Source organism: Trinickia sp. Z7, from assembly GCF_056498045.1.
Map to the genome: position 1 here is coordinate 188,175 of NZ_JAUEQW010000001.1, position 13,579 is coordinate 201,753.

Consider the following 13,579-nt stretch of genomic DNA (forward strand, 5'->3'; position numbering starts at 1 on the left):
GCTCCTGCTCATGCCGCAAACCGATCACTCTTTAGCCGCCGTCACTCTACCGCTCCAACGCGTCAAACCGGGGCAACGCTTCGCGTTCGACGGCACGCACGGCTCGTCCGACGCCCTGCTGCTCGCCCGCTACAGCCAAGCCGCACGCGAGCCGCAACAGAGTTCGACCGCCGGCGCGGCGCCGCTCCTGGCCGTCGTCTGCGCTAGCGCTGTCGATGCCCAGCGCCTTGCGCAAGAGATTCCATGGTTCGCACCGGACGCTCGCGTGCGCTTGCTGCCCGACTGGGAGACGCTGCCCTACGACACCTTTTCGCCGCACCAGGACCTCGTCTCGGAACGGCTCGCGACGCTGCACGATCTCGGCGAGGGCCGCTGCGACATCCTGCTCGTGCCCGCCACGACAGCACTCTATCGCATGCCGCCGGCCGCCTTTCTGGCCGCCTATACGTTCTCGTTCTCTCAAGGCGAGCGGCTGGACGAAGCCAAGCTCAAGGCGCAATTGACGCTGGCCGGCTACGAGCACGTGAGCCAAGTCGTGCGTCCAGGCGAGTATTGCGTGCGCGGCTCGCTGATCGATCTGTTTCCGATGGGCTCGCCGCTGCCGTACCGCATCGATTTGTTCGACGATCAAGTCGATTCGATTCGCGCGTTCGACCCCGACACGCAGCGCAGCCTCTACCCCGTGCGCGACGTGCGCTTGCTGCCGGGGCGCGAGTTTCCTTTCGACGAAGCGGCGCGCTCGGCTTTCCGCAGCCGCTGGCGCGAAGTGTTCGAAGGCGATCCGAGCCGTTCCTCGATCTACAAGGACATCGGCAACGGTGTCCCTTCGGCCGGCATCGAGTACTACCTGCCGTTGTTCTTCGACGAGACCGCCACGCTCTTTCACTACCTGCCCGAGGGCACGCATTTGGCGTTCGTGGGCGATCTCGACCAGGCGATCCGCCGCTTCACGCTCGATACGAAGCAGCGCTACAACTTCCTCTCGCACGATCGCGAGCGCCCCATTCTCGAGCCGCAGCGTCTGTTTCTGTCAGACGACGATTTCTACGCGCTCGCCAAGCCATTCGCCCGCCTCGTGCTACCGGCGAGCGGCGATGGCGCTTGGGCGAGCCCGCTGCCCGCGCTCGCCGTCGATCGCCATGCCGACGATCCCCTGCTCGCGCTGCGCCGGTATTTGGAAAGCGGCGAGCGGCGGGTGCTCGTCGTCGCCGAATCGGCCGGGCGGCGCGAGACGATCGCGCAACTATTCGCCGAGCACGGTTTGCGCCCCGCCACCATCGACAGCTTCCAAGATTGGCTGACGAGCGACGAGCGCTTCGCGCTGGGCGTCGCGCCGTTGACGGGCGGCTTCTCGCTGCCCGGCGCAGGGCTCGCGCTCGTTACCGAGACCGAGCTCTACGGCATGCTCGCCCGGCGCGCCGGCCGCCGCCGCCAAGAGCAGGCGAGCAGCGTCGATTCGATGGTGCGCGATCTGTCGGAACTGAAGGTCGGAGACCCCGTCGTGCACGCTCAGCACGGCATCGGCCGTTACATGGGCCTCGTCACGATGGATTTGGGCGAAGGCGAAACCGAATTTCTGCACCTCGAGTATGCGAGCGACAGCAAGCTCTATGTGCCCGTCGCCCAGTTGCACGTCATCTCGCGCTACAGCGGGGCCGACCCGGAAAGCGCGCCGCTGCATGCACTCGGCTCCGGCCAATGGGAAAAGGCGAAACGCAAGGCAGCGCAACAAATTCGGGACACGGCGGCCGAATTATTGAATCTCTATGCAAGGCGCGCGGCGCGCGAAGGCCACGCATTCAAGCTCGAACCGCGCGACTATGCGAAATTCGCCGAAAGCTTCGGTTTCGAAGAGACGCCCGACCAGGCCGCGGCCATCGCCGCGGTGATCGGCGATATGACCGCGGGCCGTCCGATGGACCGGCTCGTCTGCGGCGACGTCGGCTTCGGCAAGACCGAAGTAGCGCTGCGCGCCGCGTTCATCGCCGTGATGGCCGGCAAGCAAGTCGCCTTGCTCGCGCCCACCACGCTGCTTGCCGAACAGCACACGCAAACGTTCACCGACCGCTTCGCCGATTGGCCCGTGCGCGTGGCCGAACTGTCGCGCTTCAAATCGACCAAGGAAGTCAACACGGCCATCGCGCAAATCAACGAAGGCTCCGTGGATATCGTCATCGGCACGCACAAGCTGCTTTCGTCCGATGTGCACTTCAAACGGCTCGGACTCGTCATCATCGACGAAGAGCACCGCTTCGGCGTGCGCCAGAAGGAGGCGCTCAAGGCGCTGCGCGCCGAGGTGGACGTGCTCACGCTCACCGCCACCCCGATTCCGCGCACGCTCGGCATGGCGCTCGAGGGCTTGCGCGATTTTTCCGTGATCGCGACCGCGCCGCAGAAGCGCCTGGCCATCAAGACATTCGTGCGGCGCGAGGAAGACGGCGTGATTCGCGAGGCGATGCTGCGCGAGCTCAAACGCGGCGGCCAAGTGTACTTCCTGCACAACGAAGTGGAAACGATCGAGAACCGCCGGGCAATGCTCGAAGCGCTCGTGCCAGAAGCGCGCATTGCGGTGGCCCATGGGCAAATGCACGAGCGCGAACTCGAACGCGTCATGCGCGATTTCGTGGCGCAGCGTGCGAACGTCTTGCTGTGCACGACCATCATCGAAACCGGCATCGACGTGCCGAGCTCCAATACGATCATCATTCACCGGGCCGACAAGTTCGGCCTCGCTCAGTTACATCAATTGCGCGGCCGCGTCGGGCGCTCGCATCATCAGGCGTACGCGTACCTGCTCGTGCACGACCCGCAAGGGCTCACGAAGCAAGCGCAGCGGCGGCTGGAAGCGATTCAGCAGATGGAGGAGCTCGGCTCGGGGTTTTATCTCGCGATGCACGACCTCGAAATTCGCGGCACCGGGGAGGTGCTCGGCGACAAGCAATCGGGGGAGATTCACGAGATCGGCTTCCAACTGTACTCGGATATGCTCGCGGACGCGGTCAAAGCGCTCAAGAATGGCAAAGAGCCCGACCTCACCGCGCCACTCGCGGCAACGACCGAAATCAATCTGCACGCGCCGGCGATTCTGCCGGCCGATTATTGCGGCGACGTCCAAGAGCGCTTGTCGATCTACAAACGGCTCGCGAGCTGCGAGAGCAGCGACTCGATCGACGATATCCAAGAAGAACTCATCGACCGCTTCGGCAAGCTGCCGCCACAGGCGCATGCGCTCGTGGAAACCCATCGGCTCAGGCTAGCGGCGAAGCCGCTCGGCATTTCGAAGATCGATGCGGGCGAGAACGCGATCAGTCTGCAATTCATCCCCAATCCGCCGATCGACGCCATGCGCATCATCGAGATGGTGCAGAAGCACAAGCACATCAAGCTCGCGGGGCAAGACAAGCTTCGAATCGAGACGCGCAGCCCGGATCTCTCGGTGCGCTTGGCGACCGTCAAGGAATCGCTGCGCGCCCTCGGTGCGCCGGCGCGGCAGAACGCACCCGTGGCCGCGCGCTGAACCGACCCGCGGCGGCGGGCGCCGAGTTCGCCGCGCGCGGGCCGCACGGTTCGCCTCGGCGAGACCTGCGCCGCTCCGATACCGCAGTGCACAATCGACAGCGTATGCATCATTTGGGTCCGCTCGTGTTTTTTCGGTATGATCGGACCACTGAAAAGCTGGAGCTTCGCCATGTCGCACGATGTCGAAACGGCGCACTTGTCCTCCCCTTCATCCCTTTCTCGGCCGGCTTCGGCTTCAACCGCCTCCCCTTCGCAATCGCCGATCAGCCTTTCGTGGGTCGAGCGTTTGGTCGAGATCGATACAACTAGCCGCGTCCCGAACCTCGGCCTGATCGAGGTCGTGCGCGACGCGCTCGCGGGGCTCGGCGTTGCTTCGACGCTCACCCAGGACGGCCGCGGCCAATGGGCGAATTTGTTCGCGACGATCCCGGCCCGCGATGGAGCCACGAACGGTGGCGTCGTGCTCTCGGGCCATACGGACGTCGTGCCCGTGGACGGTCAGGCGTGGGACAGCGATCCGTTCAAGCCGCAAGTGCGCGACGGCCGGCTGTACGGTCGCGGCACGTGCGACATGAAGGGCTTCATCGGTGCGGCGCTTGCGCTCGTTCCGCAGATGCAGGCAGCGCAGCTTGCCAAGCCGATCCATCTCGCACTGTCCTTCGACGAAGAAATCGGCTGTGCGGGCGCGCCCTACATGATCGCCGACTTGCTGCGTCGCGGCGTGAAGCCGGAAGGCTGCATCGTCGGCGAGCCGACGAGCATGCGCCCGATCGTGGCGCATAAAGGCATCAATGCTTATCGCTGCTGCGTGCGCGGTCATGCGGCGCACTCGTCGCTCACGCCCAAGGGGTTGAATGCGATCGAGTACGCCGCGCGGCTGATTTGCCACATTCGCGATCTAGCCGATGAAATGCGCCGCGACGGCCCTTTCGACGAAGACTACGACGTCCCGTTCACCACGGCGCAAACGAGCACGATCGAAGGCGGGAACGCAATCAACACCGTGCCTGCCGAGTGCCGCTTCGGCTTCGAGTTTCGCAACCTGCCCGCGCTCGACCCGGAAGCCGTCTTCACACGGATCGAACGCTATGCGCACGAAACGCTCTTGCCGCAAATGCGGCGCGAGCACGCGAACGCGGCAATCGAGTTCACCAAGATCGCTTCGGCCCCAGGACTCGACGCGTCCGAGCAAGCCGCCATCACTGCGCTCGTGCGCGCGTTGACGGCCAATCGCGAAACCCGCAAGGTCGCCTACGGCACCGAGGCTGGCCTGTTTGCGCGCGCGGGCGTGCCGAGCATCGTCTGCGGCCCCGGCGATATCGAGCAAGCGCACAAGCCCAACGAGTACTTGGCGCTCTCGCAGCTTGCGGCCTGCGAAACGTTCCTGCGCAAATTCATTCGCAGCATGTCGGTCGATGCGCAAGCCTAGCGCGCAAGAATCTCTAACCGACGCGCTCCGAACTATGTCCACCGCCATGTCGCAGCCGACCGATCGAACCATCGACGCAGAGCCGATTCCGACGCTCGATGCAATCGCCACACAACATTTCGCGCTCACGCCCTGGGTGTTTCGCACGCCCGTGTTCGAGCGCCACGACTTTCCATCGCTTGAAGGCACCGCGATCAACTTCAAGTTCGAGCTGCTGCAAGCGAGTGGAACCTTCAAGGCGCGCGGCGCCTTCACGAACCTGCTGGCGCTCGACGCCGCGCAGCGCAGCGTCGGCGTGACGTGCGTCTCGGGCGGCAACCACGCCGCGGCCGTCGCGTATGCGGCGATGCGGCTTGGCGTCAGCGCGAAGGTCGTCGTCTTTCGCACGACGACGCCGACACGCATCGATTTGTGCAAGCAGTATCGCGCCGAGGTGGTCGTGGCCGATACGCCGGCCGAGGCGTTCGATCTCGTGCGCCGCATCGAGACCGAAGAAGGACGCTTCTTCGTGCATCCGTTCAACCGCTATCGAACCGTTCTGGGCACAGCCACCCTCGGCTACGAATGGGCGACGCAAACACCCGACCTCGATGCGGTGATCGTGCCGATCGGCGGCGGCGGCCTCGCCGCGGGGGTGTCGACCGCCCTACGCCTGGCCAATCCGCGAGTTCACGTATACGGCGTGGAGCCCGAAGGCGCCGATGCCATGAACAAGAGCTTCGCCGCCAACCACACGATCAAGATGGGTCCGATGCATTCGATCGCCGATTCGCTGATGGCGCCGCATACCGAGCAATACAGCTACGAGCTCTGCCGGCGCCATATCGATCGGCTCGTGACCGTATCCGACGACGCGTTGCGCGCAGCCATGCTGAAGCTATTCACGCAGTTGAAAATCGCCGTCGAGCCGGCCTGCGCGGCGGCCACGGCTGCGCTGCTCGGCCCGCTGCGCGAAACGTTGCAGGGCAAACGCGTCGGTGTGCTGCTGTGCGGCTCCAATACCGACCCCGCCACCTTCGCATCGCAGGTCCAATCGGTGCGGACATAAGCGCCACTGCACTCGAGCGCATCGTTTCGCGCCTCCTCGCCGCTTCTTGCCACGCAAGCGTGACGGGCAGGGACTCGACTTATCCCCAGATTGTGTTGACAGAGCTGTTGATAAGCTTTGGGCGATCGCGCTAAGCGGTTGTACGCACAACGAATTTTTCTCGCGCGCATTGTTCGAGGCATAGCGAGGCAGCCGGGGCTTTGCGAGGGGCGATACGCACGCTAGCCGCGTGCGTATCGCGCGTTACGGCCGGCCGTCCTCGAACAGATTCAAAATCTGCTTTTGCTCTTGCTTGCTCACGTCCGGCGTGGCCAAACCCGCGGGGCCCACCGAGCCGACCGCATCGCTCGCCCCGGTGCCCGCCAGCGCTGTGCCGGCATCGGTGCCGATGCTTGCGACGAAGCCGTTTCCTGGGATCTTATCGGCCAGATAGATTTCGCCTGCGACCGTGGCGACGCCTTCGGGCATCGGCATCGGCTGATCTGGCACGCCGCGCAGCGCACGGCTCATGTAGTCCACCCAAATCGGCAAGGCGAGCTGCGCGCCGAACTCGCGGCTCCCCAAGCTCTTCGGTTGATCGTAGCCCATCCAGGCCACGGCAACGAGCGTTGGCTGATAGCCCGCGAACCAACCGTCCTTCGCATCGTTGGTCGTACCGGTCTTGCCCGAAAGGTCACTGCGATGCAGGGCGTTCGTGCCCGCCCCCGTGCCGGCGGTCGCCACCGAGTGCAACAGGCTGTTCATGATGTAGGCGTTGGCCGCACTGATCGAGCGCGGCGCGTTTTGACCCGCGACGATCGGTTGGGCTTTCGAAACGGGTTGCCCGCGCGCATCGTCCACTTCCGCGATCAGATACGGATTGACGCGATAGCCGCCGTTCGCGAACACCGAATACGCCGCGGCGGACTGCAGCGGCGTGACCAGGCCCGCGCCGAGCGCCATCGGCAAATACGGCGGGGTTTTATCGGCGTCGAAGCCGAAACGCTGCGTGACGTAATCTTGGGCGTACTTGGTGCCGATGTACGACAAGATTCGAATGGACACCAGATTCTTCGATTTCTCGAGCGCGACGCGCATCGACATCGGTCCTTCCGGCTGGTCGTCGTCCTTCGGCTCCCAGGGATCGCCGCCGGGCGTGCTAGGCGGGAAATACAGCGGAGCGTCGTTGATGATGGTTGCCGGTGCGAGCCCTTTCTCGATCGACGCCGAGTAGATGAACGGCTTGAAGCTCGAACCCGGCTGGCGCCACGCCTGCGTGACATGGTTGAACTTGTTCTTGTTGAAATCGAAGCCGCCCACGAGGGCGCGTACCGCACCGTCCTGCGGGGCCAGCGAAACGAGTGCGCCCTCCACTTGAGGAAGCTGCGTGATTTGCCAATTGCCCTTCGCATCGGGCATCAAGCGCACGATCGAGCCGGGTCGGATGCGCTGCGCCTGAGACGCGCGCGGGCCGAGCGCGAATGCGGCGAACCGCAACCCCTCGCCGGTGACCTTGGCCGAGCCGCCGTCGACGAATTGCACCGTCACTTCCTTCGGGCTCGCGCCCGTCACCACGGCCGCGACGAGCTCGCCGTCATCGGGATGATCGGAGAGCGCATCGTCGATCGCTTCGTCGCGATCGTCGCCCGCGGCCGGCAGTTCGACGAACCCCTCCGGCCCGCGATAACCATGGCGGCGCTCGTAGTCCATGACGCCTTTGCGCACGGCGCGATACGCGGCGTCCTGGTCGGCCGAATCGATGGTGGTCGTCACGCTCAGGCCACGCGTATACGTCTCGTCTTTGTATTGCGCGTACATCATCTGCCGCACCATCTCGGCCACGTACTCGGCGTGAACGCTGTACTCGCTGCCGGCGGCTTTGGTGCGAATCGGCTCCTTGGCGGCCTCGTCGTACTGCGGCTGCGTGATGTAGCCCAGATCGAGCATGCGTTTAAGGATGTACTCCTGGCGAATCTTCGCGCGCTTGGGGTTGACGACCGGGTTGTAGGCGGACGGCGCCTTGGGCAAGCCGGCCAGCATCGCCGCTTCGGCCAGCGTGATGTTCTTCAGATCCTTGCCGAAATACACGCGCGCCGCGGCGGCGAAGCCGTAAGCGCGCTCGCCCAGATAGATCTGGTTCATGTACAACTCGAGGATCTGGTCTTTCGTGAGCGCGCGCTCGATCTTATAGGCGAGCATCATCTCGTAGATCTTGCGCGTGTACGTCTTCTCGCTCGACAGAAAGAAATTGCGCGCCACCTGCATCGTGATCGTGCTCGCGCCCTGCGAGGCGCCGCCATGCAGCAGGTCGGCGGTGCCCGCGCGTAAGATGCCGATGAAATCGACGCCGCCGTGCTCGTAGAAACGGTAATCCTCGATGGCGAGCACCGCTTTCTTCATCACGTCGGGAATGTCCGCGAAACGAACCAAGCTGCGCCGCTCTTCGCCGAACTCGCCAATCAGCACGTGATCCGCCGTATAGATGCGCAACGGGACTTTCGGGCGGTAATCGGTCAACGCCTCCAGCGAGGGCAGTTGCGGGGCCATGACGATCAGCGCATAGCCGACGATCAGCGCACCAACGACGGCAACGGTGGCCATGAGGCCCACGAACGTCAACGCGATCCGCCCACCTAGCGAGCGACGAGCGCTGCGGGAATTTTCGGAGGGGCGGGGAGGAACTCGGTCGGCCGGGCGGCCATCGGAAGGCGGTCTTTTGATGATAGGCATGACGGCATGAATGGCGCGGCTCTCGGCGCCTCTTCGCCGCGAGCGGTGCTCGCAGCGTGACTCGTAATGTATGTAATCGTGAGGTTGGCCGCCTTCGGCGGCGAACCGCCGAGCGCGGGGCAACAGCGCATTTTAATTAAATCGCCGCCGCGGCACCGGAATTTTTTTTGTAAGAATTCGCACGGAACGGCACATTCGCCCGATAGCGGCAAGTTATCAACAGAAAATGTTGAAAGGCCTGTGGAGAAGTGGCAGAAAACACGCATAAGTGATTGATGGCGCACGAATATCGCGCTCGGGTGCGTTTGAGGGCAGCGTCTGCCGCTTTATCATGAGGAACATCGCCGCCCCGCCCCGCTTTTCCGCTTTCGATGCCAGCGAGCCTATCATGAGCCAGAGCAGCGAACGTCTCGTCGTCTTCGTCACGCCTGCGCAAAAGCGCGTGCTCGCCGCGCGCGCGCAGCGCATGGGCATTAGCTTGAGCGAACTCGTGCGGCGCGCCCTCCTCGCCTTCGACGACACCGGCGAAGAAGTACGTGCGGCGGGGCTCGTCGACCGGCTCGGCGCGGCCGCCCACCATCACATCGTCGATGACGACCTGCTACGGCGTCTGGCGGGACTGCCGGAGCAGCAGGGAAACGCAGCGCCCACCGTGTCCGCGACGCGGCCGGGGTCCTTCGTGCAAGGTGGCTCATCCGGGAAAACGGACGGTAGCGCCGAACGACCGGTTCCCGAACTAGGCGCTCCGGCGCCAAACCTGGCGCCGAACGGGACTACTCTGCCCAGCGCCCCGCAAACCGAGCCAGAAAGCGACGTGGCGCCGGCGGTACTGCCCGTCGCCGCCGCCGTGGCGCGGGCGCTCGCGGCAGAGGCGGACGCGCCCGCCCAGCCTGGTCCCGATCGCGAGGACGAAGCGGCCGTCGCCCGAGCGATCGCCAGCGAGTCGCGCGATTTAAGCCGGTTTTAACCATACCCTGCTGTACTATCGCGAGCGGCGCTACGGGGAACGCACGGCTACGCGCCGCTTGCGCGTCTTGCGCCTCTTGCAATTGCGCCGCGCGTCCCGACATTCGGCAAGCGCGATGCGCCGTTCGGCTCGCGCCGCGCCGCCGGTCGCAACGCGGCGTAGCATAGAGCGTCGGGCATGCCCGAATCGCCGCCGCCTGCATTCGGCGCCGACATCATTTCACGGAGGATTTCATGTCGTTATTCGACTCAATTTCGCGTACTGTCAAAGGCTTGCTCAACGATGCGGCCGAGTCGGTGCAGGACCCCTCGCGCGATGCACGCCAAATCGTGCGCGAGCTCGACGACAGCATCGGGAAAGCCGAAAACGCGCTGATCGAGATCGAAGCGCAAGTCGCGACGCAGCAAAGCAAGCGTGACGCCGCCGCCGAAAAGGCGAAGAAGTACGAAGACGGCGCCAAGCGTGCCCTGCAATCGGGCGACGAAGGCCTTGCACGCGAAGCGCTGGCCGCGCAAGCGAACGCGGAGGCCGAACGCGATGCGCTCGCCAAGGAACTGGCGACGCTCGAGCCGTCAGTCGATCAATTGAAAACCCAGATCGCCGATATGCGCCAGCGCCGCAACGATTTGAACGCTCGCTCGAGCATCCTTCAAGCGAAGCAAGAGATTGCGCAAGCCAAGGATGTCGCGGCCACCGCTCTGGGCGGCATTGGCGGCAAGAACTTGTCGGAGGATTTCCGTAAGCTCGAAGACAAGGTCGCGCTCTCGAACGCCCGCTCCGACGCGCGGCTCAATTCGGCCGACACGTCCTCGGGCAAGGCGCTCGAGGACAAATTGGCGGCGCTCGATCATGGTCCGTCCGTAGAGGACCGCCTTGCCGCGCTCAAGCAGCAGATGAACGCGAACACGAATACGCCTGCGCAATGACGCACGGCGACGCGGCGGCCGGTCCGTCCGAGCGGACGCGCCGGCCGCCGCGCGCGGGCCGAAACAGGTCGATGGTTACGGAGACGGGCGTTCGCGCCCGGTTGAGTCAATGAAGACATTCCTCGCGGCCGCGTTCGCCGCCCTGCTATTCGCGTCCGGTGCGGCGTTCGCCGCGCCGAGCGCGAGTCAAGTCGAACGCGCGATGGCGCAAGGCAATTGGCAGCAAGCCGACGCCGAGCTCTCGCAGGTGCTCGCCGAGCATCCGAACAATGCGCATGCGCACTATTTGTACGGCCAGGTGCTCGCGAACGAAGGCCGCTATGCCGATGCGCTCGCACAGATCGAACAGGCCAAGTCGCTCGATCCGCAGTTGCGATTCACGACCGCGTCCCGCTTCGCGCAAGTCGAAGCGCGTGTGCGCGCGGCCGCCAATCGCACGAGCGTCCCGGCGCCCGCCGCCGCGGCCCACAGCGCGGCCAATCCGTTCGCTCAAGCATTGCCGTCCGCACCGGCGCCCACGCGTCATGGCCCGTCGATGGCCGCATGGATCGGCCTGGCCGTCCTGATCGTCGCCATCGTCCTGGTCTTGCGCTGGACGCTGCGCCGCGCGCGTTCGAACGAAGACGGCCGTGCCGACGAAGAGCGCCGGTCCCAGTTGAAGCGCGCGACGGAGTTGCTCAACGCGGCCCGCTCGCTCAAGCTCGACGCGCGGCTCTCGAGCGCCCAGGGGCATGAAACGCTGGCCGGCGAAGTCGAAGGCGTGGAGAACCAGTTGCGCGCGCTCGTGGAATCGCTGTCGAACAAGGGCAACCCGGTGCCAACCTATCAGCTCGACGACCTGGCGCGCCAGCTCGAGAGCCTTCGAGCCCGAACCGAAGGGCGGCCCGACCCCACGCGCTCCGACGCTAACTCGCCCACGCCTGGCGGCAACCCGTCGCCCTATGCGCAAGAAGCCGAGCGCTTGCAGCAACAGCAGGCCCCCTACGGCATGCAACAACCCTATCCACCACAGCAACAGCCGCCGGTCATCGTCCAACAAGGCGGCGGCGGCATGGGCGGGCTCCTCACGGGCGTGCTGCTCGGCGAAGCGCTTTCGCATGGACGCGACCGCGTGATCGAACGCGAGGTCGTCGTCGACGACGACGCGGCCCGCCGCCGCGCAGCGGAGCGCGGCGACACGGGCGGCGTCGACTTTGGCCAAGGGTCGAACGATTGGAACGACGGCGATAGCGGTGCGAGCGGCGGCGGGGTCGACTTCGGCAACGACGATTCGGGCGGCTGGAGCGACACCTGAACGTGGGCGGCTCGAGCACGATCGGCCTGCGTGTCGCGATTGTCGGCAGCGGGTTCGCCGGCATCGGCATGGCGATCCGGCTGCGCCGAATGGGGCTCGCCTCCGTGACCGTCTACGAAGCCGCCGCCGAGATCGGCGGTACCTGGCGAGACAATGCCTATCCCGGGGCCGCGTGCGATATCCCTTCGCATCTGTACTCGTTCTCGTTCGCGCCCAGTCCGTCGTGGACGCGTACGTTCGCTTCGCAGCAGGAAATTTTGGCGTACCTGAAGCGTTGCGCGCACGATCATGGCGTGGCGCCACTGATTCGCTGCAATGCGCGCGTGGCGGCAGCGCGTTTCGACGACCTGCGCCGAATCTGGCGTCTCGAAGTCGTCGCGACCGAGCACGGCCGGCCCGGCGCCACGAGCGGCCGCGCACCGAATGACACGCAGAACGCGCCCGAAACCGTGGAAGTCGACGTCCTCATCGCGGCCAGCGGCCCGCTCTCGCGCCCGGCGATGCCTGCGATCGCCGGACTGGATCGCTTCCGCGGCGCCCTGTTTCATTCGGCTCGCTGGGACCACGCGTATCCGCTCGAAGGCAAGCGCGTCGCCGTAATCGGCACCGGCGCCAGCGCCGTGCAGTTCATCCCGCGCATCCAGGCGCGCGTGGCGCGGCTGCACGTATTTCAACGCACGCCGCCCTGGATCATGCCCCGGCCCGACCGTGCCATCGATCCACGAGTGCAGCGTCTGTTTCGCTGGGCGCCCTGGGCCCAGCGGCTCGCGCGCTGGTCGATCTATTGGCGCCATGAAGCACGCGCGCTCGCCTTCATCGTCAATCCTAAATGGATGAAAGCGCCGATGCGCTTTGCCGCCAGCTATCTGGAACGCCGCGTGAGAGATCCGGCGTTGCGCGCCAAACTCACGCCTAGCTACCTGCTCGGCTGCAAGCGCGTGCTCCTTTCGAGCGACTACTACCCCGCGCTCGTGCAACCGAACGTCGATTTGGTGACAACGCCGATTCGTGAAGTCGTCGAAGACGGCATCGTGACCGAAGACGGGCGCGAGTATCGCGTCGATGCGATCATCTGCGGCACGGGCTTCGACGTGGCCGACGCAGGCGCGCCGTTTCCCCTATTCGGCCCGCGCGGGGCGAATCTGGATGCCCAATGGCGCAGCGAGGGGCCGCACGCCTATCTCGGCGCGAGCATTGCCGGCTTTCCGAACTTCTTCATGATGATCGGCCCGAATACGGGCCTCGCCCATAACTCGATGGTGTACATGATCGAGTCGCACATCGCCTATATCGCAAGCTGCCTGCAATTGCTCGTTCGGCGCGGCGCGAGGACGATGGAGGTCCGCGCCGACGTGCAAGAGGCCTATAACGACACGATTCGGAAAGCGTTTGAAGGAACCGTCTGGATGAGCGGCTGCCGCAGTTGGTACTTGTCCGCGCGCGGCAGGAACACGGCTCTGTGGCCCGGCTTCTCGTTCGCCTTTCGGCGGCTGACTCGGCGTGCGCGACCTGAGGATTACCAGTTCGACGAAACGCAGAGCAAAGTCTGACGGACCGGCGCCCGGATCGCCCCCGCACGCTCTTCACTCAACGCTTGGACCACGGCCCGTTGCCGCCCGCTAACACGGCGCACGCGCTCGTCAGAGCGAACGCATGCGCCGTGCGCCACGGCCCGTGCCGAGCGTCG

General features: G+C 65.2%; 8 protein-coding genes. 7 read left to right on the top strand and 1 reads right to left on the bottom strand.

Annotated elements, in window-relative coordinates; all coding sequences use genetic code 11:
• Nucleotides 1-10: 10 nt before the first annotated feature.
• From mfd to QQS38_RS00860, 3 genes are all read left to right on the top strand, one after another.
• Entirely contained in the window at nucleotides 11-3,517 is a 3,507-nt protein-coding gene (mfd, locus tag QQS38_RS00850) for a transcription-repair coupling factor (protein WP_479644070.1), read from the top strand.
• A 171-nt stretch (nucleotides 3,518-3,688) separates the two neighbouring features.
• The gene (argE, locus tag QQS38_RS00855) at nucleotides 3,689-4,948 is read left to right on the top strand and encodes an acetylornithine deacetylase (protein ID WP_479643484.1); all 1,260 of its coding nucleotides are present in this window, start codon (nucleotides 3,689-3,691) and stop codon (nucleotides 4,946-4,948) included.
• 34 nt (nucleotides 4,949-4,982) lie between these two features.
• On the top strand, nucleotides 4,983-5,996 hold the full coding sequence (locus QQS38_RS00860) for a threonine/serine dehydratase (RefSeq protein WP_479643485.1): 1,014 nt from the start codon (nucleotides 4,983-4,985) through the stop codon (nucleotides 5,994-5,996).
• Between the two features lie 243 nt (nucleotides 5,997-6,239).
• On the opposite strand, the gene QQS38_RS00865 is transcribed toward QQS38_RS00860, so the two are convergent.
• On the bottom strand, nucleotides 6,240-8,705 hold the full coding sequence (locus tag QQS38_RS00865; protein WP_479643486.1) for a penicillin-binding protein 1A: 2,466 nt from the start codon (nucleotides 8,703-8,705) through the stop codon (nucleotides 6,240-6,242).
• A 388-nt stretch (nucleotides 8,706-9,093) separates the two neighbouring features.
• Between QQS38_RS00865 and QQS38_RS00870 the strand changes: the two genes are divergently transcribed.
• From QQS38_RS00870 to QQS38_RS00885, 4 genes are all read left to right on the top strand, one after another.
• A complete protein-coding gene (locus QQS38_RS00870; RefSeq protein WP_479643487.1) occupies nucleotides 9,094-9,672 on the top strand; it encodes a hypothetical protein in 579 nt (192 codons plus the stop codon).
• 233 nt (nucleotides 9,673-9,905) lie between these two features.
• Nucleotides 9,906-10,598: a PspA/IM30 family protein gene (locus QQS38_RS00875; RefSeq protein ID WP_479643488.1), complete on the top strand. Its 693-nt coding sequence runs from the start codon at nucleotides 9,906-9,908 to the stop codon at nucleotides 10,596-10,598.
• 109 nt (nucleotides 10,599-10,707) lie between these two features.
• Nucleotides 10,708-11,892: a tetratricopeptide repeat protein gene (locus QQS38_RS00880; protein WP_479643489.1), complete on the top strand. Its 1,185-nt coding sequence runs from the start codon at nucleotides 10,708-10,710 to the stop codon at nucleotides 11,890-11,892.
• Between the two features lie 2 nt (nucleotides 11,893-11,894).
• On the top strand, nucleotides 11,895-13,442 hold the full coding sequence (locus QQS38_RS00885; RefSeq protein WP_479643490.1) for a flavin-containing monooxygenase: 1,548 nt from the start codon (nucleotides 11,895-11,897) through the stop codon (nucleotides 13,440-13,442).
• The last annotated feature ends 137 nt before the right edge of the window (nucleotides 13,443-13,579 follow it).

Coding starts and splice junctions, on each gene's coding strand:
- mfd (WP_479644070.1), top strand. CDS start 11: ATGCCGCAAACCGATCACTCTTTAGCCGCCGTCACTCTACCGCTCCAA.
- QQS38_RS00875 (WP_479643488.1), top strand. CDS start 9,906: ATGTCGTTATTCGACTCAATTTCGCGTACTGTCAAAGGCTTGCTCAAC.
- QQS38_RS00865 (WP_479643486.1), bottom strand. CDS start 8,705: ATGCCTATCATCAAAAGACCGCCTTCCGATGGCCGCCCGGCCGACCGA.
- argE (WP_479643484.1), top strand. CDS start 3,689: ATGTCGCACGATGTCGAAACGGCGCACTTGTCCTCCCCTTCATCCCTT.
- QQS38_RS00860 (WP_479643485.1), top strand. CDS start 4,983: ATGTCCACCGCCATGTCGCAGCCGACCGATCGAACCATCGACGCAGAG.
- QQS38_RS00870 (WP_479643487.1), top strand. CDS start 9,094: ATGAGCCAGAGCAGCGAACGTCTCGTCGTCTTCGTCACGCCTGCGCAA.
- QQS38_RS00880 (WP_479643489.1), top strand. CDS start 10,708: ATGAAGACATTCCTCGCGGCCGCGTTCGCCGCCCTGCTATTCGCGTCC.